Source organism: Aeromicrobium sp. WCS2018Hpa-31, assembly GCF_031843905.1.
Classification (GTDB): Bacteria; Actinomycetota; Actinomycetes; order Propionibacteriales; family Nocardioidaceae; genus Aeromicrobium.
In genome coordinates this window covers 188,315-210,911 of record NZ_JAVTJF010000007.1, presented here as the reverse complement: position 1 = coordinate 210,911, position 22,597 = coordinate 188,315, and the positions used below count along the sequence as shown (strand labels likewise).

Sequence of the window (22,597 nt, the reverse complement as noted above, 5' to 3'; positions counted from 1 at the left end):
CGGAGGCGGACGGACGGGTGTGTCGGTGGGGGCTCGTAGGGTGGGGGCGTGGCGGATCCAGCGACCTACCGGCCGGCGCCGGGGGAGATACCGGTCGAGCCGGGGGTCTACCGCTTCCGCGACGCGCAGGGTCGGGTCATCTACGTCGGCAAGGCCAAGTCGTTGCGGGCGCGGCTCAACAGCTACTTCCAGGACGTCGCGGGGCTGCACGAGCGCACGGCTCGCATGGTCACCACGGCCGCGTCGGTCGACTGGACGGTGGTCACCACCGAGGTCGAGGCGCTCCAGCTCGAGTACACGTGGATCAAGGAGTTCGACCCACGCTTCAACGTCAAGTACCGGGACGACAAGAGCTACCCCTGGCTCGCGGTCACGGTCGGCGAGGAGGTGCCGCGCGTCCAGGTGATGCGCGGTGCCCAGCGCAAGGGCGTGCGCTACTTCGGTCCCTACGGCCACGCGTGGGCCATCCGCGACACGGTCGACACGCTGCTGCGGGTCTTCCCCATGCGCTCGTGCTCGGCCGGCGTCTACCGTCGCGCCCAGGGCATCGGTCGGCCGTGCCTGCTCGGCGACATCGGCAAGTGCGCGGCACCGTGCGTCGGGCGGGTCACGCCCGAGGAGCACCGCGGCATCGTCGACGACTTCATGGCGTTCATGGGCGGGCAGACCGCCGGGTTCACGCGCTCCATCGAGCAGCGCATGAAGGAGGCCGCGGCGAACCAGGAGTACGAGCTCGCCGCGAAGTTCCGCGACGACCTCGGTGCCCTGAGCCGCGCGCTCGAGAAGCAGACGGTCGTGCTCGGCGACGGCACCGACGCCGACGTCCTCGGCTTCGTCGACGACCCGCTCGAGGTCGCCGTGCAGATCTTCTCGGTCCGCGGCGGGCGCATCCGCGGCCAGCGCGGCTGGGTGGCCGACAAGGCCGACGAGGCGGGCTTTCCCGAGCTCGTCCAGCGTGCCGTCATGACCCTGTACGAGAACACCGCCGCCGAGGCGATCCCGCGCCAGGTGCTCGTGCCGCGGCTGCCGGCCGACGTCGAGGCGGTCACCGAGCTGCTCACCGAGCTGCGCGGGGGACCCGTCCGCATCCGCGTGCCGCAGCGGGGCGACAAGAAGCGGCTCCTCCAGACGGTGGAGCAGAACGCCCAGCAGGTCATGGCGCGCCACAAGCTCAAGCGTGCCGGCGACCTCACGGCCCGGAGCAAGGCGCTCGAGGAGATCCAGGAGTACCTCGAGCTGCCCACCGCGCCGCTGCGCATCGAGTGCTACGACATCTCCAACCTCCAGGGCACCGAGATCGTCGCCTCGATGGTCGTGTTCGAGGACGGCCTTCCGCGCAAGGCCGAGTACCGCCGGTTCACCATCCGCCACGAGGGCCAGAGCGACGTCGCCGCCATGCACGAGGTCATCACCCGACGCTTCCAGCGGCTGCTCAAGGCGCGCAAGGAGGGCGACGAGATCCCGGGCATCGACCCCGAGACCGGTCTGCCGCGCAAGTTCGCGTACGCACCGGGCCTGGTGGTCGTCGACGGTGGTCCGCCGCAGGTGGCGGCCGCCCAGGCCGCGCTCGACGAGCTCGGCATCACCGACGTCGCACTCTGCGGACTCGCCAAGCGGCTCGAGGAGGTCTGGGTGCCGCACACGGAGCACTCGGACGGGGGCGACCCGGTCATCTTCCCGCGCACGAGCGAGGCGCTGTACCTGCTGCAGCGCGTGCGCGACGAGGCCCACCGCTTCGCCATCGCCCACCACCGCCAGCGTCGGGCCAAGGCCATGACGGGCAGCGCCCTCGACGACGTCCCGGGCCTCGGCCCCACGCGGCGCAAGGCGCTCATGGCCGCGTTCGGCTCCGTCCGGAAGATCCGTGCCGCCACCGTCGACGAGGTGGCCGCGGTGCCCGGGTTCGGCCGGGCTACGGCAGAATCCGTCGTGGCGGCGCTCGCCGCCGACACCCCAGGGCCCGCCGTCGACATGGCGACGGGCGAGATCGTGGAGGACCGATGACGCCGTTGACCACGTTCGTGCTCGTGACCGGCATGACCGGCGCCGGGCGCGGCACGGCCGCCAAGGCGCTCGAGAAGCTCGGCTACTACGTCATCGACAACCTCCCGGCCAGGATGATCGAAGGCGCCGTCGACGCCGCGGAGGGCGCCGACGTCGCCCGGCTGGCCGTCGTGGTGGACTCTCGATCCGGGGCGTTCTACTCCGGGCTGGTCGATGCGCTCGAGACGCTGCGCCATCGCGGCATCCGCGCCCGGGTGCTCTACCTCGAGGCAGCCGACGAGGTCCTCGTCCGACGCCAGGAGGCTGCGCGCCGGCCCCATCCGCTCAGCATGGAGGGCCGCCTGCTCGACGGCTTCGACCGCGAGCGCGAGCTGCTCCGTGCCGTCCGTGGCCGGGCCGACATCGTCGTCGACACCTCGAACCTCAACGTCCACCAGCTCGCCCGGCGGGTGCAGGCCGCCTTCGAGGAGCCGGGGGCCACGGGGCTGCGTGCGTCCGTCATGTCGTTCGGCTTCAAGTACGGCATCCCCATCGACGCCGACATGGTGGCCGACATGCGCTTCCTGCCGAACCCCTACTGGGTCGACGAGCTGCGCCCGCTGAGCGGGCTCGACGCCCCGGTGAGCGACTACGTGCTCAGCCAGCCGAAGGCGCCGGAGTTCCTCGCCGCGTACGAGAACCTCGTGGACATGCTGACGGACGGCTTCCTCCACGAGGACAAGCGGTTCCTCACGATCGCGATCGGCTGCACGGGCGGGCGGCACCGCAGCGTGGCCATGTCGGAGGCGTTCGCGGAGCGCTTGAGGTCCCACGGGGTCCGGACCCTCGTGGTGCACCGCGACCTGGGGCGCGAGTGAGCGGGTCGACCGCACCGACGTCACCGACCGCCCCGAACGGCGGCGTGCGGGTCGTCGCCCTCGGGGGTGGTCACGGGCTGGCGGCCAGCCTGTCGGCCCTCCGCCTGCTGCACACCCGGCTGACCGGCATCGTGACGGTGGCCGACAACGGCGGTTCGTCCGGTCGGCTCCGCGAGGAGCTGGGCGTGCTGCCTCCCGGCGACCTGCGCATGGCCCTGGCGGCCCTCTGCGCCGACGACCAGTGGGGGCGCCAGTGGGCCACGGTGCTGCAGCACCGGTTCCGGAGCGGCGGCGCCCTGAACGAGCACGCCGTCGGCAACCTGCTGATCGCCGCCATCTGGGACATCCTCGACGACCACGTGGCCGGCCTCGACCTGGTCGGAGACCTGCTCGGGGCACGGGGTCGGGTGCTGCCCATGGCGGCCGTCCCCCTCGACATCGAGGCCGACGTGCGCCTGCACGCCTCCCCGGACCACGTCACGGTGGTGCGGGGCCAGTCGCAGGTCGCCTCGGTCGACGGGCAGGTCATGGCCGTGCGGCTCGACCCCCAGGACCCGCCGGCCTGCCCGGAGGCGGTGCGCGCCGTCGAGGACGCCGACTGGGTCGTGGTGGGCCCTGGCTCCTGGTTCACCAGCGTCATGCCGAACCTGCTCGTCCCGCAGCTCCGCGACGCCCTCGAGCGCACCCCGGCACGCCGTGCCCTGGTGCTCAACCTCCAGGAGCAGGAGGGCGAGACCGAGGGGCTGTCGCCCACCGACCACCTCGACGTCCTCGCCGCCCACGCGCCCGACCTGCGCATCGACGTGGTGCTGGCCGACCACTCGCTGGTCGACGACGACGGTGTGCTGGAGCGTGCGGCGCGCGCCCTCGGGGCCCGTGTGGTGGCCGCGGAGGTGGCCGCCAGGCCCGGCGCCGACCAGCACGACCCGGGCCGCCTGGCGGAGGCCTTCGAGGGGTTCTTGCACCCGGGCATACAGTGAGGGCTGACTGCCCGCGACGACGTTGGAGGACGCCCGGATGGCGATGACGGCCCAGGTCAAGTCGGAGCTCGCGAGCACGACGATCTCGAAGGCGTGCTGCCGCAAGGCCGAGGTGGCCTCGATGCTGCGGTTCGCCGGCGGCCTGCACATCGTCGCAGGACGGATCGTCGTCGAGGCCGAGCTCGACACCGGGGCGGTGGCACGTCGGCTGCGTCGTGACATCCAGGAGGTCTACGGACACGACAGCGAGGTGCTGGTCGTCCAGGGGACCAACCTGCGCAAGGGCACCCACTACGTGGTGCGGGTGGCCAAGGACGGCGAGGCGCTGGCGCGTCAGACCGGTCTGGTCGACGCCAGCGGGCGCCCCGTCCGCGGTCTGCCGCCGCAGGTCGTCTCCGGTGCGTCGTGCGACTCCGTGGCGGCCTGGCGCGGCACGTTCCTCGCGCACGGGTCCCTCACCGAGCCGGGCCGGTCGTCCGCCCTCGAGGTGAGCTGCCCCGGACCCGAGGCCGCCCTCGCCCTGGTGGGTGCTGCCCGACGCCTCGGCATCAGCGCCAAGGCGCGTGAGGTGCGTGGCGGCGACCGGGTCGTCATCCGCGACGGTGAGGCGATCGGCGCCCTGCTCACCCGCCTCGGTGCCCACGAGACGCTGCTCGCGTGGGAGGAGCGCCGCATGCGGCGCGAGGTGCGCGCCACGGCCAACCGGCTCGCCAACTTCGACGACGCCAACCTGCGCCGCTCCGCACGTGCCGCGGTCGCCGCCGGCGCACGCGCCCAGCGCGCGCTCGAGATCCTGGCCGAGGACGTGCCCGACCACCTCAAGATGGCCGGCGACCTGCGCGTGGAGCACCGCCAGGCCAGCCTCGAGGAGCTCGGCCAGCTGCACGTGCCGCCGCTCACGAAGGACGCGATCGCCGGTCGGATCCGCCGCCTCCTCGCCATGGCCGACAAGCGTGCGTCCGACCTCGGCATCCCCGACACCGAGGCCAGCGTCAACGAGGACTCCCTCCCTGAGGCCTGAGTCCGAGACCGGACCTACGGTCGAGGCGCTCGCCGCGCGGCTGCGAGCCGCAGGCTGCGTCTTCGCCGAGGACGAGGCACGCCTGATCCTGCAGGCCACCGACGACGAGGCCCTGCGCGACGAGATGGTGAGGCGACGCGCCGACGGCGCCCCGCTCGAGGTGCTGCTGGGCTGGGCCGACGTCGCCGGGGTGCGGGTGAGCCTGCGACCGGGCGTGTTCGTGCCGCGTCGGCGGTCGTCGCTGCTCGTCGCGCAGGGGCTGGGCGCGCTGGGCCCCGACGGCGCCGTGGTGGTCGACCTCTGCTGCGGGTCCGGAGCCCTGGGACTGGCCCTGGCGCGCGCCCGACCCGACGTCGAGCTCCACGCGGCCGACCTGGACGAGGTGGCGTGCAGGTGTGCGGCCGAGAACCTGCGCGGCATCGGCGAGGTGCATCGCGGCGACCTGTTCGAGGCCCTGCCGGTCGACCTGCGCGGCCGGGTGGACCTCCTGCTCGTGAACGCTCCCTACGTCCCGAGCGACGAGGTGGCGCACCTGCCCCGTGAGGCGCGCGACCACGAGCCGCGCGTCGCGCTCGACGGAGGAGCCGACGGCGTCGACGTGCACCGCCGTGTGGCCGACCGGGCAGGGGAGTGGGTGGCACGCGGTGGGACGGTCCTCGTCGAGACCTCCGAGCGCCAGGCCCCGAGCACCGCCGGGGCCTTCGACCCGGACCGATGGACCGTCGAGGTCGTGACCGACGACGAGATCGGGGCCACCGCCGTGCGGGCGACTCGCCGGTAGCCACGGCGACTCGATAGGCTGCAGACGATCATCACCTCGACCCCAGTAGGAGCAGGTTTCATCGTGACCGTTCGCGTGGGCATCAACGGCTTCGGCCGCATCGGCCGCAACTTCTTCCGGGCGGCCCGTGCCGCCGGCGCCGACATCGAGATCGTCGCCGTCAACGACCTGACCGACAACAGGACGCTCGCGACGCTCCTCAAGTACGACTCGATCCTCGGCCGCCTCGACGCCGACGTGTCCTTCGACGACACCTCGATCACCGTCGGTGACCAGAAGATCGCCGCCTTCGCCGAGCGCGACCCCGCGAACCTGGACTGGGCCTCCGTGGGCGTCGACGTCGTCGTGGAGTCCACCGGGTTCTTCACCGACGCCACCAAGGCCAAGGCCCACGTCGACGGCGGTGCGAAGAAGGTCATCATCTCCGCGCCCGCGAAGAACGAGGACGCCACGATCGTCATGGGCGTCAACCACGAGACCTACGACGCCGACGCGCACACGGTCATCTCCAACGCCTCCTGCACCACCAACTGCCTCGCGCCGATGGCCAAGGCCCTCAACGACGCGCTCGGCATCGAGCGTGGCCTGATGACCACGATCCACGCGTACACGCAGGACCAGAACCTCCAGGACGCGCCGCACAGCGACCTGCGCCGCGCGCGCGCCGCCGCGCTGAACATCGTCCCGACGTCGACGGGTGCCGCCAAGGCCGTGAGCCTCGTGCTCCCCGAGCTCAAGGGCAAGCTCGACGGCTACGCGCTGCGCGTCCCCGTGCCGACCGGCTCGGCCACCGACCTCACGTTCACCGCCTCGCGTGAGACGTCGGTCGAGGAGGTCAACCAGATCCTCAAGGACGCCGCCGAGGGGCCCCTCAAGGGCTTCCTGACGTACACCGAGGACCCGATCGTCTCCACCGACATCGTCACCGACCCCTCGTCGTGCATCTTCGACTCGGGCCTGACGAAGGTCATCGGCGACCAGGTCAAGGTCGTCGGCTGGTACGACAACGAGTGGGGCTACTCCAACCGTCTCGTCGACCTCGTCAAGCACGTCGGCGCCTCTCTCTGACGTGGCGGTCCAGACGATCGACGGCCTGCTCGACGAGCGCGGCGGGGACCTCTCCGGCACGCGGGTGCTGGTGCGCAGCGACCTGAACGTCCCGCTCGACGGCAGCACCATCACCGACGACGGCCGGGTGCGCGCCAGCGTACCCACCATCCGCTGTCTGGCCGAGGCCGGCGCGCGCGTGCTCGTGATGGCCCACCTGGGTCGTCCCAAGGGTGCGCCGGACCCGGCGTACTCCCTGGCCCCGGTGGCCGAGCGGCTGGCCGAGCTGCTCGGCAGCCCGGTGCTGTTCGCCAACGACACCGTCGACGTCGAGGCGCAGCGGATCTCCGCGGCGCTGCAGGACGGACAGGTCGCGGTGCTCGAGAACGTCCGGTTCAACGAGGGCGAGACGAGCAAGGACGACGCGGTTCGTGGCGCCTTCGCGGACCAGCTCGCGGCGCTGGCCGACGTGTTCGTCTCCGACGGCTTCGGTGTCGTGCACCGCAAGCAGGCCAGCGTCTACGACGTCGCCACGCGGCTCCCCGCCGTGGTCGGCGGGCTGGTGCAGGCCGAGGTCGAGGTCCTGCAGCGGCTGACCGAGACCCCCGAGCGGCCCTACGTGGTCGTGCTCGGCGGCTCCAAGGTGTCCGACAAGCTGGGCGTGATCGACAACCTCATCGACAAGGCCGACAGCCTGCTCATCGGGGGCGGCATGGTCTTCACGTTCCTCAAGGCCGCCGGCCACGACGTCGGCTCCTCGCTGCTCGAGGCCGACCAGCTCGACGTCGCCCGTGAGTACGTGGAGCGCGCCGAGGCGAAGGGTGTCGAGCTCGTGCTGCCGACCGACGTGGTCGTGGCGCCGGAGTTCTCCGCCGACGCGCCGGCCACCGTCGTCGCCGCCGACGCGATCCCGTCCGACCAGATGGGTCTCGACATCGGTCCCGACAGCGCGGCCCGCTTCGCCGAGGTCGTGCGGGGTGCGCACACGGTGTTCTGGAACGGCCCGATGGGGGTGTTCGAGTTCGACGCGTTCGCCGCCGGCACCAAGGCGGTCGCCCAGGCCCTCACCGAGGTGGACGGCCTGTCGGTCGTCGGCGGTGGCGACTCCGCCGCAGCCGTGCGTCGCCTCGGCTTCTCCGACGACCAGTTCGGCCACATCTCCACCGGTGGTGGAGCGAGCCTGGAGTACCTGGAGGGCAAGACGCTCCCCGGCCTGCAGATCCTGGAAGGGGATGCATGATGGCACGGACACCGCTCATGGCGGGCAACTGGAAGTCCAACCTCAACCACCAGGAGGCCGTCGTCCTGGTGCAGAAGCTGGCGTGGACCCTGCAGGACAAGAAGCACGACGGCACGCGCTCCGAGGTCGTGGTGATCCCGCCGTTCACCGACATCCGCAGCGTCCAGACCCTCGTCGACGGGGACCGGCTGTCCCTGCGCTACGGCGCGCAGGACGTCTCAGAGCACGACGGCGGTGCGTACACCGGTGAGATCACGGCGGCCATGCTGGCGAAGCTCGGCTGCTCCTACGTGGTCGTCGGGCACTCCGAGCGTCGCGAGTACCACCACGAGACCGACGCCGTCGTGAACGCCAAGACCAAGCGCGCGCTCGCCGCCGACATCACCCCGATCGTCTGCGTCGGCGAGGGACTCGAGGTCCGGCAGGCCGGCGAGCACGTGGCCCACACGCTCGCGCAGGTCGACGGATCCCTGGCGGGTCTCTCCCCGGAGCAGGTCGCTGGTCTCGTCGTCGCGTACGAGCCCGTGTGGGCCATCGGCACCGGCGAGGTCGCCACGCCCGAGGACGCCCAGGAGGTCTGCGCGGCCATTCGTGCCCGCGTGGCGGAGACCTGCTCGTCGGAGGCTGCGGACGCAGTGCGTATCCTGTACGGCGGATCGGTCAAGGCGGCCAACATCGCCGCGATCATGGCGAAGTCCGACGTGGACGGCGCCCTGGTCGGCGGTGCCAGCCTCCAGGCGGAGGAGTTCGCCGCCGTCGCCCGGTTCTACGACATGCCGGCCCTGCCCTCCTGACGGAAGACCCACACTGTGATCATCCTGTTCTCGTCCGTGCTGACGATCGCGAGCCTGCTCATGATCGTGCTGATCCTCATGCACAAGGGGCGCGGCGGCGGCTTGTCCGACATGTTCGGCGGCGGCATCTCGAGCTCGCTCGGAGGCTCCTCGGTCGCCGAGCGCAACCTCGACCGCATCACGGTCGGCATCGCCGTCATCTGGGCGATCTCGATCATCGCCCTGGGGCTGCTGCTGAAGGTGAGCAACTGACATGGCGGCAGGAGCCATCCGCGGCAGCCGCATCGGCTCGGGGCCCATGGGCGAGGCGGAGCGTGGCGAGGCCGCGCCCCGTCAGGCCGTGACGTACTTCTGCATCAACGACCACACCACGCTGCTGCACTTCGCCCTCGAGGCGACCGTGCCGGAGACCTGGGACTGCCCTCGGTGCGGCATGCCCGCGAGCCACGACTCCGCCAACCGTCCGACGGCGCCCAAGACGGAGCCCTACAAGACGCACCTGGCCTACGTGAAGGAACGTCGCAGCGAGGACGAGGCCCAGGTGATCCTCACCGAGGCCCTCGACTCCCTGCGCGCACGCCGCAAGTCCGGCGACGTCATCTTCTGACCCGCCTCCGGCACGGTCAGACCTCGACGCCCTCGTCCCACGGGACGGGGGCGTCGGCGCGTTCCGGGATCGAGCTACCGCAGGGCGCTCGCCGCAGCCTCGTCGAGGAACCAGAGCGTCTCGTCCTGCCCGTGGGCCCCACGTGCGGGGGTCTCGTCGATCGATCCCTCGTCGGCCCGGGCGCGGGCCACGGCATCGGCCTTGCCCTCGCCGGAGACGAGGAACCACGTGGCCCGAGCGTGGTTGAGGGCGCCGAAGGTGAGGCTGATGCGCTCCGGAGGTGGCTTCGGCGAGCCGAACACCTCGACGCACCGGCGCTCCTGCTCGTGCAGCTGAGTGAACCCGGGGAACAGCGAGGCCACGTGCCCGTCCGGTCCGAGACCGAGGAGCACGACGTCGAACGGCTCGTCGGGCAGCGTGGCACCGTAGGCGTCGGCCGCCTCGGCCATGGACGTGGAGCAGCCGTGCGCCGGCATCGACCGCACGTTCTCGGCCGGGACGCCGCACCGGTCGAGGAAGCTGTCGCGCGCCTGCCGGTCGTTGCGGTCCTCGTGGCCCTCCGGGACGAACCGCTCGTCACCGAACCAGTAGACGACGTCGGCCCAGCGCGCGGCGTCGACGTCGAGCCGCTCGTAGATCTCGATGGCGATGGTCCCGCCGGTGAGCACCACGTGCGGGACCCGTCCGTCCGCCTGGGCCGCGGCCACCCGCTCGGCCAGCCGGGTCGCCACCGCCTCGGCCAGGGTCGCGGCGTCGGGGTGGACGTGGGTGACGGGCTCGGGTGCCGTGGGGCTCATCAGGACTCCAGCAGGTGGGTGATCGTCTCGTGGTACACGTCGTCGGCGTCGAGCCGTCGCAGGTCCTCGGCGAGGAGCTCGGCGAGCGAGCGGGCGCCGAGCGGCACGTGGCGGGGTGCCGATCCCGGGATGGAGAACAGGCAGGACTCTGCGTCGATCCGCTCGATGGTCACGTCGCCGGTGGCCGTCTCGAGCACAACCCGCGCGATCTGCTCGGTGTCGCTGCGTCGCTGTGTGATCGGGACGCCGAGCCGGCTCTGCAGCCAGGCGGTCAGCAGCGTGGCGGCAGGGTTGCCGGACCCGGCCTCGACGACACCACGCTCCACGGTGCCGGTGGCCTGGTCGAGGGCGGCAGCCAGCAGGGCGCGCCAGGGCGTGAGTCGCGTCCAGCTCAGGTCGGTGTCGCCCGGGGCGTAGTTCCGGGCGGTGCTCTTGAGCGTGCGCACCGGGGAGTCGGTCGCCTCGGCATCGGTCAGTCGGCGCTGGGCCAGCTGACCGATCGGGTCCTGCGACGGGCAGGCCGGTGGCTTGCCCGGCCACCACACCACGACGGGGGAGTCGGGGAGCAGCAGCGGCAGCACCACGGACTCGGCATGCCGGGTGAGCGGCCCCGACAGGCGCAGCAGGATCGACTCTCCGGCGGCGTTCTCGCCCACCCGGACGGTGGCGTCGACCCGCGGGTGTCCGCGCCCGTCGCCCAGGACGATGCCGATGACGCGTGACGGGTGCTCGCGCGAGAGCACCGCGGCCGTGCGCAGCGCGTCGCCCACGGTCTCGTCGTCGGTCACGACCAGGGCCGTGAGCACCATGTCCATGGCCGGACTGCCGGAGTCGACTCGCGCGCGCACCATGGCACGCGCGATCTCCGGTGAGGTCGTGTCGTCGAGGTTGATCTGCATCAGGGTCGCCTCCAGACGCGGCCGTCACGTTCCATCATGGCGTCGGCGGTCGGTGGTCCCCACGTCCCCGACGTGTAGGTGTCGATGGAGCGCTGCCGCGTCCAGTGCTCGATGACGGGGTCGAGGATCTTCCAGGACAGCTCGACCTCCTCCTGCTGCGGGAACAGCGGTGGATCACCGAGCAGCACGTCGAGGATGAGGCGCTCGTAGGCCTCCGGGCTGCTCTCGACGAACGCGCCGCCGTAGGCGAAGTCCATGAGCACGTCACGGATCTCCATCGTGGTGCCGGGCACCTTCGCACCGAAGCGCAGCGTGACGCCCTCGTCGGGCTGGATGCGCATGACGAGGGCGTTCTTGCCGAGCTCCTCGATGTCGTTCTTGCTGAACGGCTGGTGCGGTGCCGCCTTGAACACCACGGCCACCTCGGTGACCCGACGACCGAGCCGCTTGCCGGTGCGCAGGTAGAACGGGACCCCGGCCCAGCGGCGGGTGGCCACGTCGACGCGCACGGCCGCGTAGGTCTCCGTGCGGGACTCCTGCGGGATGCCCTGCTCCTCGAGGTAGCCGACGACGTGCTCGCCGCCGGCCCAGCCGGCGGTGTACTGGGCCTGGGCCGTGTGGTCGGCCATCGGCGTGGCCGGGCGGGCGTTGGCCAGGATCTTCTGCTTCTCGATCCGCAGGCTCTCGGCGTTGAAGGAGACCGGCTCCTCCATCGCGATGAGGGCCATGAGCTGGAGCAGGTGGTTCTGGATCACGTCACGCGCGGCGCCGATGCCGTCGTAGTAGCCCGCGCGCGTGCCGATGCCGATGTCCTCGGCCATCGTGATCTGCACGTGGTCGACGTAGTGGCTGTTCCACAGCGGCTCGAACATCCCGTTCGCGAAGCGCAGCGCGAGGATGTTCTGCACCGTCTCCTTGCCGAGGTAGTGGTCGATGCGGAACACGCTCTCGCGGGGGAACACCTCCGAGACGAGGGAGTTGAGCGTCCGCGCCGACTCGAGGTCGTGGCCGAACGGCTTCTCGATGACGACTCGACGCCACCCACCCGACTGGTCGGCCAGACCGTGCTGCTTGATCTTGCCGACGACCACCGGGAAGAGGCCCGGGGGGATCGAGAGGTAGAAGGCGTGGTTCCCGCCGGTGCCCTGCTGCTCGTCGAGCTCGGCCATGGTGGCGGCCAGCTGGAGCCAGGCGGCGTCGTCGTCGAACTCACCGGGCACGAAGCGGATGCCCGCCTCCAGCTGCGCCCAGACCGTGTCGCGCCAGGGCGTGCGAGCGCCCGCCTTCGCCGAGTCCTTGAGCATGTCGGCGAACTGCTGGGTGCCGAAGTCGTGGCGGGCGAAGCCGACGAGCGCGAACCCCGGCGGCAGGAGACCGCGGTTCGCGAGGTCGTAGATCGCCGGGATCAGCTTCTTGCGGGCGAGGTCGCCCGTGACGCCGAACATGACGACGCTGCAGGGCCCGGCGATCCTCGGGAGCCGACGGTCGCGCGGGTCCCGCAGCGGGTTGGAACCGGTGCTCGTGTCGGTCATGCGAGCAGGTCGCGCACCGTGGCGGCGGCAGCCTCGGGGTCGGCGAGGTGGAGCCGGAGCACAGGTCTGCCGTGGTCCTGGAGCACCTGCGCGTCGCCGGCGGCCTGGGACGCGATGAACTCACCGAAGGTGAAGTCGCGACCGGGCACGGCGAGGTCCTGCGCGGCGTCGCTCGTGAGCTGCAGGTAGACCCCGGTGGCCGGGCCACCCTTGTGGTACTGCCCGGTGGAGTGCAGGAACCGCGGCCCCCAGCCGAACGTGACGGGGCGGCCCGTGCGCCGGGCCAGCAGCTCCCGCAGACCGGCGTAGGCGCTGAGCTCCCAGCGGTCGAGGTAGGCGTGCACGGCGACGTAGCCGTGCTCGGGGTCCAGCTGGTCGAGGAGCCCCTGGACCGCGTCGGTCAGGGAGTCGGCACTCGTGCCGAAGGCGCTGACGAGTCCGTCCGTGACGTCGGCCGCGACCTCGTCGTCCGAGCCGCCGCTGAGCTTGTCGCGGGCGGCCTGCTTGGCGCTCTCGACGTCGGGCTGGTCGAAGGGGTTGATGCCGATGAGGGCACCGGCCACGCTGACCGCGACCTCCCAGAGCAGCATCTGCGCGCCGAGTCCACCGGTCACGCCGGCGGACCAGCCCGAGGTGCTCGAGGGGGGCTGGGCCGAGCCCGTGACGACCAGGAACGAGTCGGGCGTGCTGGGGTCGACGTTGACGGCGTGCGTGCTGGGCACGACGACGGGCAGGATCCCGCGACCCTGCTTGCCCGTCGACTCGGCCACGAGCTGCTCGATCCAGTCGCCCACGCCCCACGCCCCGGAGGTGCCGGCGTCGTGGTCGAGCAGGACGAGCTTGTCGACCGCGGCCCGGTTGGCGACGCCCAGTGCCGCCCCGAGCCGCAGCGCGGGGTTGGCGGCGTCGTCGGCGAACAGCTCCGGTCCGGCCGACTCGGCCTCGTCGAGCAGGGCGCCGACGTCGGCGCCGGCGAGGCCGCTGGGCACCAGCCCGAACGCGGTGAGCGCCGAGTAGCGGCCGCCGACCTCGGGGTCGGCGTGGAAGACGCGGTACCCCGCGGCGGTGGCCTGCTCGTCGAGCGGCGAGCCCGGGTCGGTGACCACCACGAGGTGGTCGGCGGGGGAGAGACCCGCGTCGCCGAAGGCCTGCTCGTAGGCACGACGCTGGCTGTCGGTCTCCACGGTCCCGCCGGACTTGCTGGAGACGACCACGACCGTGCGCTTTAGACGGTCCGCGAGCGCGGACCGCACCATGTCGGGCTGGGAGGAGTCGAGCACGGTCAGCTCCACGCCTGCGGCGGCGCAGATGACCTCGGGCGCCAGCGACGACCCACCCATGCCGCAGAGCACGACGTGGTCGAGCCCGCGCGCGTGCAGCTCGGAGCGCAGCGCCTCGATCCGCCCGACGAGGGGCCGTGACGTCTGGGCCAGCGTGGTCCACGAGAGTCGCTTCGAGGCCTCGGACTCGGCGTCCGGGCCCCACAGGGTGGCATCACCGGCGAGCAGGCGGGACGCGAAGCGATCGGTGACCAGGTCGCCGAGCGCAGCCTCGAGGTCCCCCTCGTCGCCGACGGTCAGGGTGACGTCGGGTCGGGACACGGCTCAGGCCTTCTCGAGCTCGGCGGTGACGGTCTCGAGCAGCTCGGCCCAGGACGCGTCGAACTTCTCCAGGCCCTCGTCCTCGAGGACCTTGACCACCTGGTCGTAGGAGACGCCGGCCTCCTCGAGCGCGGCGATGACTGCCCGCGAGTCGTCGTAGGTTCCGTGCACCGTGTCGCCGGAGACCTCGCCGTGGTCGCCGAACGCCTGGAGCGTCTTTTCCGGCATGGTGTTCACCGTGCCGTCGACGACCAGCTCGCTCACGTAGAGCGTGTCGGGCAGCGCGGGGTCCTTGACGCCGGTGGAGGCCCACAGCGGCCGCTGCGGGTTGGCGCCCTTGGCGCGCAGTGCCGCGAAGCGCTCGCTGCCGAAGACCTCCTCGTACGCCTCGAACGCCAGACGGGCGTTGGCCAGGGCGGCCTTGCCGCGCAGCTCGTGTCCCTCGCCGAGCTGCTTGTCGACCTCGGAGTCGACGCGGCTGATGAAGAACGACGCCACGGAGTGGATGGCCGACAGGTCGCGGCCCTCGGCCGCCGCCGTCTCGAGACCCTCGAGGTAGGCGTCCATGACCCCGCGGTACCGCTCGAGGGAGAAGATCAGCGTGACGTTGACGCTGATGCCCTGCCCGATCGTCTTGGCGATCGCGGGCAGGCCCTCGACCGTCGCGGGGATCTTGATCAGGGTGTTGGGCCGGTCGACCCGCTCCCAGAGCTTGCGCGCCATGGCGGCGGTCGCGTCGCTGTCACGGGCCAGGCCCGGCTCGACCTCGATCGAGACCCGTCCGTCGACGCCGTTCGTCGCGTCGTAGACGTCGCGAAAGATGTCGCACGCCTGCTGCACGTCGGTGGTGGTGATCTCGAAGACCGCCTCGTCGACGTCGGCGCCGGCGGCCTTCAGCTCCTTGACCTGCTCGGCGTACTTCTCGCCCTTCGACAACGCCGAGGCGAAGATGGTCGGGTTCGTGGTGACGCCGACGACGTTCTGGTCACGGATCAGCTCGGCGAGGTTGCCGCTCTCGATCCGCTCGCGGGACAGGTCGTCCAGCCAGATGGACACTCCGGCGTCGCTGAGGTTCTGCAGTCGCTCGTTCATGGTCGTCTCCCGATCAGGGTTGAGGTCTCGTGACGTGCTCAGGACTCGCGGTGGCTGCCGCCACCGGGTGCGTCCTGGTTGTCGCCCGGTCCCACCGGTCCGGAGGGGCGGGCGAAGAACGGGACGCCGCCGGTGTGCTGCGACGCCTCGATGGACTCCTTGGCCGAGGCCACGACGGCCTCGGCGGTGATGCCGAACTTCTCGTACAGGGTCCCGGCGTCGGCCGAGGCACCGAAGTGCTCGATGCCGACGAACCGGCCGGCGTCGCCGAGGACGTCGCGCCAGCCGAAGGACACGCCGGCCTCGACGGCGACTCGGGCACGCAGCTGCGGGGGGAGCACGCTGTCGCGGTACCCCGAGTCCTGCTGCTCGAACCACTCGCGCGACGGCATCGAGACCACGCGGGCCTGGATGCCCTCGGCGGCCAGGAGGTCGCGGGCCCGAACGGCGAGCTGGACCTCCGAGCCGGTGCCGACGAGGACGACGTCGGGCTCACCGTCGGTGTCGAGCAGGACGTAGGCGCCGCGGGCGGCACCGTCGGCGGCTGCGTATCCCTCGGTCCCGCGGGGGAAGGTCGGCACGTTCTGGCGGCTGAGCGCGAGGGCGACCGGTCGGTTGGTGATGCCCATGAGCGTGCGCCACGCCACCGCGACCTCGTTGGCGTCGGCGGGTCGAACGACGTCGAGGCCGGGGATGGCGCGCAGGGCTGCCAGGTGCTCGATCGGCTGGTGGGTGGGACCGTCCTCGCCGAGGCCGATCGAGTCGTGCGTCCAGACGTAGGTGACCGGGAGCTCCTGCAGCGCCGCCAGGCGGACCGCAGGACGCATGTAGTCGCTGAACACGAGGAACGTGCCGCCGTACGGGCGGGTGAGCCCGTGCTGGACCATCCCGTTCATGATGGCGCCCATCGCGTGCTCACGGATGCCGAAGTGCAGCACGCGGCCGTACCAGCCGCCCTGGAACTTCTCGGTGGACCACTCCGGGGGCAGGAACGACGGCTCGCCCTTGGGGGTGGTGTTGTTCGAGCCGGCGAGGTCGGCCGAACCGCCCCAGAGCTCGGGCAGCTCGGGCGCGATGGCCGTGAGCACGTCGCCGGACGCCGCGCGGGTGGCCACGCCCTTCTCGCTGGCCTCGAAGGTCGGGAGAGCCGACTCCCAGCCGTCGGGCAGGACCCGGTCGGTGAGGCGCTGCAGCAGGGCGGCGCCGTCGGGGTTGGACGTGGCCCAGGTGTCGAAGGACCTCTGCCACTGCTCGCGCACCGTGGCGCCCCGGTCGCGCGCGGACTGCGTGTGGGCGATGACGTCGTCGGCGACCGCGAAGGCCTGCTCGGGATCGAAGCCCAGCAGCTCCTTCGTGGCCTTGATCTCGTCGGCGCCGAGGGCGGACCCGTGCGAGGCGCCGGTGTTCTGCGCCGACGGTGCCGGCCACGCGATGATCGTGTGCAGCTGGATGAAGGACGGCTTGTCGGTGACCGCCTCTGCGGCCTGGTAGGCGTCCCACAGCGCCTGCAGGTCCTCCTCGTAGCCCGTGCCGCCGTTGGTCCAGTCGACCGTCTGCACGTGCCAGCCGTAGGCGGCGTAGCGCGCGGCGACGTCCTCGGTGAACGCCACGTCCGTGTCGTCCTCGATCGAGATCTTGTTCGCGTCGTAGAGCACGGTCAGGTTGCCGAGCTTCTGGTGCCCGGCGAGGGAGGAGGCCTCGGCGGAGACACCCTCCTGCACGTCGCCGTCGGACGCGATCACGTAGACCTGGTGGTCGAAGGGGCTCTCGCCGGCGGCGGTGTCGGGGTCGAGCAGCCCACGCTCGCGGCGGGCGGCCATGGCCATGCCCACGGCGTTCGCGATGCCCTGGCCCAGCGGGCCGGTCGTGACCTCGACGCCCGGGGTGTGGCGGTACTCGGGATGGCCCGGCGTCTGGCTGCCCCACGTGCGCAGGCTCTTGAGGTCGTCGAGCGTCATCGGGTAGCCGGCGAGGTAGAGCTGGATGTACTGAGTCAGGCTCGAGTGGCCGCACGAGAGCACGAAACGGTCACGTCCGACCCACTGCGGATCGCTGGGGTCGTGGCGCATCAGCTTCTGGTAGAGCAGGTAGGCCGCCGGGGCGAGGCTCATGGCGGTGCCGGGGTGGCCGTTGCCGACCTTCTCGACGGCGTCCGCCGCGAGGAGTCGGGCGGTGTCCACCGCCTTGGCGTCGAGCTCGGTCCAGTCCAGGGTGGTGGAGGTGCTGGTCACGGTGTCTGGCGCTCCTGCGATCGGGTTCGGATCAGGCTGTCGGGGCCCTGCGGAGCCCTCGGTTCGACCCTACTCGCGTGCGACTAGACTCTGCTACGTGAGTGCCCCGAGGTTGAGACGACGCGACATGTCCTCGGCCACCCCTCCCACCGGAGCCCCCTCCCACGACGGATCGGCCGACGCCGGACCCGCTCTCGGCCAGGGCCCCCGGATGGTGACGTCGGCCCAGGTGACCCGGTCCGGTCCGGTCGACGTGATCAACGCGTACGTCGCGCTCATGAAGCCGCGGATCATCGAGCTGCTGCTGCTCACGACCGTCCCGGTGATGTTCCTCGCCGCGCGCGACGTCCCCTCCTTCTGGCTGATCGTGGCCACCGTGGTGGGTGGCACGCTCTCGGCCGGGAGCGCCAACGCGCTCAACAACGTCTTCGACGCCGACATCGACCAGAAGATGCGCCGCACCGCGCGACGTCCGCTCCCGCGGCACGGCGTGTCGACCGCCGGGGCGCTGTGGTTCGGTCTCGCGCTCGCCGTGGTCTCCACGCTGGGACTCGGCCTGCTGGTGAACTGGCTGTCGGCCTGGCTGGCACTGGCCGCGAACGTGTTCTACGTCGTGGGCTACACGATGATCCTCAAGCGCCGCACGCCGCAGAACATCGTGTGGGGCGGGGCCGCCGGGTGCTTCCCGGCCCTGATCGGCTGGACTGCCGTCACGAACGAGCTCGCCTGGCCTCCGGTCGTGCTGTTCCTGGTGGTCTTCTTCTGGACGCCCCCGCACTTCTGGTCGCTCGGGCTGCGCTACCGCGACGACTACGCCGCCGCAGGCGTGCCGATGCTGCCGTCCGTCGCCAGCGCCGCCGTGGTGTCCCGCCAGATCGTCGCCTACTCGTGGGTGATGGTCGCGACCTCGCTGGCCCTGTGGCCGGTCGCCGGCATGGGCTGGTTCTACCCGGGTGCGGCGATCGTGCTCGGCATCGTCTTCCTCGTCGAGGCCTACGATCTCCGCTCGCGTGCCAAGGAGTCCGAGGAGCTCTCGGTGATCAAGCCCATGCGGCTCTTCCACTTCTCCAACGCCTACCTCGCCCTGCTGTTCGTCGCCGCCGCGGCCGACCCGTTCCTGCGATGATCCCGGCGGCCTGGGAGCCGTACCACCGCCCGGACGGCGAGCTGCCGACCGATCGATCGCGGTTGCGGTGACCACGACCGTCGAGCGGCTCGGTCCCGACGACTGGGCACGGTTCCGGACCGTGCGGCAGGCCTCGCTGCGCGGCGACCCCTCCGCGTTCGCGGCCTCCGCGCACCGCTGGCTCGACGAGCTCGACGTCGAGCAGCACTGGCGGGCGCGCCTCGCCGACGTCGTGACGCTCGTGGCCACGCGGTCCGGGGTGGACGTCGGCACCGCAGGGCTCGACCGGTCCGGGCAGCTGATCGGCATGTGGGTGGACCCCGCGGTGCGGGGCACGGGGGTCGGGTGGTCGCTGGTGGATGCCGTCCTGACGCTCGCGCCGCCGGACGTGCCGGTGCACCTGCGGGTGATGGCCGACAACGGTCACGGCGTGCGGTTCTACGAGCGCTGTGGCTTCCGCCTGGTGACGGTCGACGCCGACGCCGAGGGCTGCCTGGCGATGACCTACGCGCCGTCGCCCGGTCGCGCCTGAGCTGCGGAGCTCGACGGGACCGCGGTCAGGCGGTCAGCCGCCAGCCCGCGACGTCGATCAGGAAGTGGGCGAGCACGAGCGCCCCGAGGTAGAAGGTGGAGACCGCCAGGGCGCCCGCGACCCGGTGCGGGAGAGGGCGTCCGCGGGTGAGCAGGAAGGCCGTGGCCGTGGCCCAGCCGAGCGCTGCCTCGGCGGGCAGGACGTAGAGCGCGACGCCGAGGACGCGCGTGGTCGCACCCGTCGGTTCCCACAGGCCGACCACCGGAGCGAGGAGCTCGGCGCCGGCGAACACCGCGAGCGCCGCCAGTGCCGACCTGCCGGGCCTCAGGCCTGCCAGGACCACGGCGAGGAACAACGGGGCGATCCACATCGCCGCCATCGCGAGCGGGATGACGTCGTCGACCCGCGGGCCACCGCGATCGGGGAACGCCAGCGTCCCCACGAGGTCCGCGAGCACCCAGTCGGGCAGGACCTGGAACACGGAGACCGGCACCAGGAAGATCGCCAGCGCCGCCCAGTCGCCCCGGCCGACCGCCCGGCAGACCAGCGGGAGAGCCACCGCGTACGCCACGACGACGACCAGGATGCCCCACCCCTGTGCGGGGACGGGGAGCGAGAGGGCCACGCCGCCCCCGACGAGCAGGGCTGCGTGGACGAGCAGGAGGCCACGCAGGGCCGCGGCGTCCGGGGCCATGACGTCGTCGGTCGGAGCGGGGGTGGGGGACACGCGGTCAACCTAGGGTCGACGCACCGCACCGTCAACGGTCCCGTCGGGACCTGCGTCCCTCAGGCCGAGCGGCCGACGACCGCGTCGTGCTCGAGCGGCCGCGGCGCGGACGGGGACGGGTGGACGGTCACGACGAGACGGGTGGCCACGGCCACCAGCACCGCCGCACCGACGAGGTGCACCGCCACCAGGGCGACCGGCAGGTCGGTGAAGTACTGCACGAACCCGATCACACCCTGCCCGAGCTCGGCGACGAGCAGCCAGACGGCGGCCTGCAGCGCCGGCGTCCGGGACGTCGTGTCGCGGTCTCGACGCACGAGGACGATCGTCGCCACCGTCAGTCCGACGAGCAGGTAGACCGCCCAGGCGTGCACGTGGCTCCACAGCTGGGGGTCGAGGCCGTTGCGCGGCACGTCGAGGTCACCGGCGTGCGGGCCGCTGCCGGTGACGACGGTGCCGAGGTAGACCACCACCCAGAGCGTCGCGTAGACCGCCAGCACCAGCCGCCGGACCAGGACCGAGGACATGGATGCGGCTTCGGCACGCACGCGCAGGAGCAGCCAGGTGGACCCCGCGACGAGGAACAGCGAGAGCACGAGGTGCAGCGCGACGATCCACGGGTTGAGGTCGGTGAGCACCGTGATGCCACCGATGACGCCCTGGAACGGGACGCCGGCGGCCAGCACGACCGCGTGCCGGCGGAGGCGGCGACCCTCGCTCCAGCGCCAGACGGCCACGAGGGTCCCGATCGCGATCGCTATGAGCACGTACGTCAGCAGCCGGTTGCCGAACTCGATGAGACCGTGCAGGCCCAGCTCGCTGTGCGGCACGAAGGACTCCTCGGTGCACCGCGGCCAGGTCGGGCAGCCGAGCCCCGACGCGGTGAGCCGGACGAGGCCCCCCGTCAGGATGATGACCGTGTTCGCGACAAGGCTCGCCCAGACCCACCGCTGCACGACGGCGCGATCGGGATGGCGCAGACCCAGGGTCGGGTAGCCGGACGGCGTGGAGGTCATTCCCATCGGAAGGTCCTAGCGGTGAGGGCGGTGCCCACGGCGGCCCACGCCACGAGCACCACCAGGGGGAGCAGGTCGACCGTGCCGTCCTCGAAGGCCGAGCGCATGCCCTCACCGAGGGCGCCCGAGGGAAGCAGGGCGAGCACGCCCTGCGCGCCGTCGGGGTAGCGGGACAGGGGGACCAGCAGGCCCCCGCCGACGAGGAGGAGCACGTACACCAGGTTGGCCACGGCGAGCGTGGCCTCGGCGCGCAGCGTTCCCGCGATGAGGAGACCGAGCGAGCCGAAGGCGGCGGTGCCCAGCACCGCCAGCAGGACGAGCCACGCCCACGGGGCGAGGCCACCGGCCGGGTCCCACCCGAGCAGCAGGGCGACGCACGCGAGCACGAGCAGCTGGACGAGCTCGACCACCACGACGGCCGCCGACTTGCCGGCGAGCAGTCCCCACCGGGGCAGCGGGGAGGCGCCCAGCCGCTTGAGCACGCCGTAGCGGCGCTCGAAGCCGGTGGCGATCGCGACGGAGGTGAACGACGTCGAGAGCACCGCGAGGCCGAGGACGCCGGGGGTGACGATGTCGATGGGGCGTCCTGCGCCGAGGTCGACCACGCGCCCTGACCGGGTGCCGGCGACGAGCAGGAGCAGAGGGATGACGAGCGTGATCAGCAGCTGCTCGCCGTTGCGGGCCAGCAGGCGCAGCTCCATGCGGGTCTGCGCGGCCACCATGGCCGAAGTCGAGGCCGCGCCGGGACGCGGGGTGAGGTCGAGGCTCATCGCAGGGCCCGTCCCGTCAGGTCGAGGAACCGGTCCTCGAGGGTCTGGCGCTCGACGAGCACGGACTCCGCGAGGACGCCCTGCCCGGCGAACCAGGCGGTGAGCGTGGCGAGCAGCGCCGGGTCGACGGCGCCGACGACGACGTACTGGCCCGGCGCCTGCTCGTGCACCTTGCTCTCCGGCGGCAGCGCCGACATGAGGGCGTCGACGTCGAGCGCCGGCCGTGCGGTGAACCGGACCGTGTTCTCCGCCCCGGACCGTGAGAGGTCGGCGGGGGAGCCGCTCGCGATGACACGGCCGGCGTCGACGATGTGGACGACGTCGCTCAAGGCCTCGGCCTCGTCCATGAAGTGGGTGGTGAGCACCGTCGTGACGCCACCGGACCGCAGCTCGTCGATCAGGTCCCACGTCGCTCGTCGGGCCTGCGGGTCCAGGCCGGCGGTGGGCTCGTCGAGGAACACGAGCTCAGGGCGTCCGACCACGGCCATGGCCAGCCCGAGCCGCTGCTGCTGCCCACCCGACAACCGGCGGTAGGCGGTGCGACCGCACGAGCCCAGGCCGAGCCGCTCGCTGAGGGTGTCGACGTCGAGGGGGTGGGCGTGCAGCGAGGCCATGTGGCGCAGCATCTCGTCGGCCCGCACGCCCGACCAGGCGCCACCGGCCTGGAGCATGACGCCGACGCGCGGGCGCAGGCGCACGGCGTCGCGCACCGGGTCCAGGCCGAGCACACTGACGCGCCCCGAGGTGGGTCGTCGGAAGCCCTCGCAGGTCTCGACGGTGCTGGTCTTGCCGGCGCCGTTGGGACCGAGGATCGACGTGACCGTGCCGGCCTCGACCTCGAGCGAGAGGCCGTCGACCGCGGTGACGTCGCCGTAGCGGACCACCAGGTCGGTGACGGCGACGGCGGGCTGGTTCACCAGGACAGTCTAGTGATCGTGTGCCA

At 72.0% G+C, this 22,597-nt stretch carries 22 protein-coding genes; 12 read left to right on the top strand and 10 right to left on the bottom strand.

Translation table 11 applies throughout. From position 1 onward, the window contains the following. The first annotated feature begins 48 nt into the window (after window positions 1-48). From uvrC to RQG84_RS11225, 10 genes are all read left to right on the top strand, one after another. Window positions 49-2,004, top strand: a complete 1,956-nt coding sequence (gene uvrC, locus RQG84_RS11270) for an excinuclease ABC subunit UvrC (RefSeq protein WP_311210097.1) — start codon at window positions 49-51, stop codon at window positions 2,002-2,004. Next, window positions 2,001-2,861 (top strand): RNase adapter RapZ, encoded by an 861-nt coding sequence (rapZ, locus tag RQG84_RS11265; protein WP_311210096.1) that lies wholly within the window; start codon window positions 2,001-2,003, stop codon window positions 2,859-2,861. Before uvrC ends, rapZ begins: the two co-directional genes overlap by 4 nt. Beyond that, window positions 2,858-3,841 carry a uridine diphosphate-N-acetylglucosamine-binding protein YvcK gene (gene yvcK / locus RQG84_RS11260; protein ID WP_311210095.1) on the top strand — a complete coding sequence of 328 codons (984 nt, stop codon included), beginning with the start codon at window positions 2,858-2,860 and terminating at the stop codon, window positions 3,839-3,841. The genes rapZ and yvcK overlap by 4 nt, the downstream gene beginning before the upstream one ends. Window positions 3,842-3,878: 37 nt before the next feature. Next, window positions 3,879-4,862 carry a DNA-binding protein WhiA gene (whiA, locus tag RQG84_RS11255; protein WP_055967991.1) on the top strand — a complete coding sequence of 328 codons (984 nt, stop codon included), beginning with the start codon at window positions 3,879-3,881 and terminating at the stop codon, window positions 4,860-4,862. Further along, window positions 4,852-5,643: a putative protein N(5)-glutamine methyltransferase gene (locus RQG84_RS11250; RefSeq protein WP_311210134.1), complete on the top strand. Its 792-nt coding sequence runs from the start codon at window positions 4,852-4,854 to the stop codon at window positions 5,641-5,643. The genes whiA and RQG84_RS11250 overlap by 11 nt, the downstream gene beginning before the upstream one ends. Before the next feature lie 63 nt (window positions 5,644-5,706). Then, the gene (gap, locus tag RQG84_RS11245; protein ID WP_311210094.1) at window positions 5,707-6,711 is read left to right on the top strand and encodes a type I glyceraldehyde-3-phosphate dehydrogenase; all 1,005 of its coding nucleotides are present in this window, start codon (window positions 5,707-5,709) and stop codon (window positions 6,709-6,711) included. Window positions 6,712-6,736: 25 nt separating this feature from the next. Continuing rightward, the gene (locus tag RQG84_RS11240) at window positions 6,737-7,930 is read left to right on the top strand and encodes a phosphoglycerate kinase (RefSeq protein WP_396135287.1); all 1,194 of its coding nucleotides are present in this window, start codon (window positions 6,737-6,739) and stop codon (window positions 7,928-7,930) included. Continuing rightward, a complete protein-coding gene (gene tpiA, locus RQG84_RS11235; protein ID WP_311210092.1) occupies window positions 7,930-8,724 on the top strand; it encodes a triose-phosphate isomerase in 795 nt (264 codons plus the stop codon). The genes RQG84_RS11240 and tpiA overlap by 1 nt, the downstream gene beginning before the upstream one ends. 15 nt (window positions 8,725-8,739) lie before the next feature. Next, window positions 8,740-8,976, top strand: coding sequence for a preprotein translocase subunit SecG (secG, locus tag RQG84_RS11230; protein WP_055968002.1), 237 nt, complete (start codon window positions 8,740-8,742; stop codon window positions 8,974-8,976). Between the two features lies 1 nt (window position 8,977). Further along, window positions 8,978-9,331: an RNA polymerase-binding protein RbpA gene (locus tag RQG84_RS11225; RefSeq protein WP_311210091.1), complete on the top strand. Its 354-nt coding sequence runs from the start codon at window positions 8,978-8,980 to the stop codon at window positions 9,329-9,331. Between the two features lie 74 nt (window positions 9,332-9,405). On the opposite strand, the gene pgl is transcribed toward RQG84_RS11225, so the two are convergent. The 6 genes from pgl to tkt are packed head-to-tail and all read right to left on the bottom strand — an operon-like array spanning window position 9,406 to window position 17,483. Next, window positions 9,406-10,128, bottom strand: coding sequence for a 6-phosphogluconolactonase (gene pgl, locus RQG84_RS11220; protein WP_311210090.1), 723 nt, complete (start codon window positions 10,126-10,128; stop codon window positions 9,406-9,408). Next, window positions 10,128-11,027, bottom strand: coding sequence for a glucose-6-phosphate dehydrogenase assembly protein OpcA (locus tag RQG84_RS11215; protein ID WP_055968012.1), 900 nt, complete (start codon window positions 11,025-11,027; stop codon window positions 10,128-10,130). Before RQG84_RS11215 ends, pgl begins: the two co-directional genes overlap by 1 nt. Continuing rightward, window positions 11,027-12,559, bottom strand: coding sequence for a glucose-6-phosphate dehydrogenase (gene zwf / locus RQG84_RS11210; RefSeq protein ID WP_055968015.1), 1,533 nt, complete (start codon window positions 12,557-12,559; stop codon window positions 11,027-11,029). The genes RQG84_RS11215 and zwf overlap by 1 nt, the downstream gene beginning before the upstream one ends. Then, window positions 12,556-14,160 (bottom strand): glucose-6-phosphate isomerase, encoded by a 1,605-nt coding sequence (locus RQG84_RS11205; RefSeq protein ID WP_311210089.1) that lies wholly within the window; start codon window positions 14,158-14,160, stop codon window positions 12,556-12,558. The genes zwf and RQG84_RS11205 overlap by 4 nt, the downstream gene beginning before the upstream one ends. 3 nt (window positions 14,161-14,163) lie before the next feature. After that, window positions 14,164-15,252, bottom strand: a complete 1,089-nt coding sequence (gene tal / locus RQG84_RS11200) for a transaldolase (RefSeq protein ID WP_311210088.1) — start codon at window positions 15,250-15,252, stop codon at window positions 14,164-14,166. 38 nt (window positions 15,253-15,290) lie between these two features. After that, on the bottom strand, window positions 15,291-17,483 hold the full coding sequence (gene tkt / locus RQG84_RS11195; protein ID WP_311210087.1) for a transketolase: 2,193 nt from the start codon (window positions 17,481-17,483) through the stop codon (window positions 15,291-15,293). Window positions 17,484-17,694: 211 nt separating this feature from the next. On the opposite strand from tkt, the gene RQG84_RS11190 reads away from it, so the two are divergent. Continuing rightward, window positions 17,695-18,609 carry a heme o synthase gene (locus tag RQG84_RS11190; protein WP_311210133.1) on the top strand — a complete coding sequence of 305 codons (915 nt, stop codon included), beginning with the start codon at window positions 17,695-17,697 and terminating at the stop codon, window positions 18,607-18,609. 67 nt (window positions 18,610-18,676) lie between these two features. Beyond that, entirely contained in the window at window positions 18,677-19,141 is a 465-nt protein-coding gene (locus RQG84_RS11185) for a GNAT family N-acetyltransferase (protein WP_311210086.1), read from the top strand. A gap of 25 nt (window positions 19,142-19,166) precedes the next feature. Here the strand turns inward: RQG84_RS11185 and RQG84_RS11180 are convergent, their stop codons facing one another. Genes RQG84_RS11180 through RQG84_RS11165 form a run of 4 tightly spaced genes read right to left on the bottom strand, consistent with a single transcriptional unit; the run spans window position 19,167 to window position 22,571 of the window. Then, window positions 19,167-19,868 (bottom strand): DUF6989 domain-containing protein, encoded by a 702-nt coding sequence (locus tag RQG84_RS11180; protein WP_311210085.1) that lies wholly within the window; start codon window positions 19,866-19,868, stop codon window positions 19,167-19,169. 59 nt (window positions 19,869-19,927) lie between these two features. Continuing rightward, window positions 19,928-20,890, bottom strand: coding sequence for a COX15/CtaA family protein (locus RQG84_RS11175; protein ID WP_311210084.1), 963 nt, complete (start codon window positions 20,888-20,890; stop codon window positions 19,928-19,930). Beyond that, window positions 20,881-21,654: an ABC transporter permease gene (locus RQG84_RS11170; RefSeq protein WP_311210083.1), complete on the bottom strand. Its 774-nt coding sequence runs from the start codon at window positions 21,652-21,654 to the stop codon at window positions 20,881-20,883. The genes RQG84_RS11175 and RQG84_RS11170 overlap by 10 nt, the downstream gene beginning before the upstream one ends. Continuing rightward, window positions 21,651-22,571 (bottom strand): ABC transporter ATP-binding protein, encoded by a 921-nt coding sequence (locus RQG84_RS11165; RefSeq protein ID WP_311210082.1) that lies wholly within the window; start codon window positions 22,569-22,571, stop codon window positions 21,651-21,653. Before RQG84_RS11165 ends, RQG84_RS11170 begins: the two co-directional genes overlap by 4 nt. Window positions 22,572-22,597 lie beyond the last annotated feature (26 nt).

What these genes read in the sequence shown, in the direction of transcription:
- whiA (WP_055967991.1), top strand. Translation starts at nt 3,879, where the DNA reads ATGGCGATGACGGCCCAGGTCAAGTCGGAGCTCGCGAGCACGACGATC.
- rapZ (WP_311210096.1), top strand. Translation starts at nt 2,001, where the DNA reads ATGACGCCGTTGACCACGTTCGTGCTCGTGACCGGCATGACCGGCGCC.
- RQG84_RS11175 (WP_311210084.1), bottom strand. Translation starts at nt 20,890, where the DNA reads ATGGGAATGACCTCCACGCCGTCCGGCTACCCGACCCTGGGTCTGCGC.
- tpiA (WP_311210092.1), top strand. Translation starts at nt 7,930, where the DNA reads ATGGCACGGACACCGCTCATGGCGGGCAACTGGAAGTCCAACCTCAAC.
- RQG84_RS11225 (WP_311210091.1), top strand. Translation starts at nt 8,978, where the DNA reads ATGGCGGCAGGAGCCATCCGCGGCAGCCGCATCGGCTCGGGGCCCATG.
- pgl (WP_311210090.1), bottom strand. Translation starts at nt 10,128, where the DNA reads ATGAGCCCCACGGCACCCGAGCCCGTCACCCACGTCCACCCCGACGCC.
- RQG84_RS11170 (WP_311210083.1), bottom strand. Translation starts at nt 21,654, where the DNA reads ATGAGCCTCGACCTCACCCCGCGTCCCGGCGCGGCCTCGACTTCGGCC.
- tal (WP_311210088.1), bottom strand. Translation starts at nt 15,252, where the DNA reads ATGAACGAGCGACTGCAGAACCTCAGCGACGCCGGAGTGTCCATCTGG.
- RQG84_RS11215 (WP_055968012.1), bottom strand. Translation starts at nt 11,027, where the DNA reads ATGCAGATCAACCTCGACGACACGACCTCACCGGAGATCGCGCGTGCC.
- RQG84_RS11190 (WP_311210133.1), top strand. Translation starts at nt 17,695, where the DNA reads ATGGTGACGTCGGCCCAGGTGACCCGGTCCGGTCCGGTCGACGTGATC.
- zwf (WP_055968015.1), bottom strand. Translation starts at nt 12,559, where the DNA reads ATGACCGACACGAGCACCGGTTCCAACCCGCTGCGGGACCCGCGCGAC.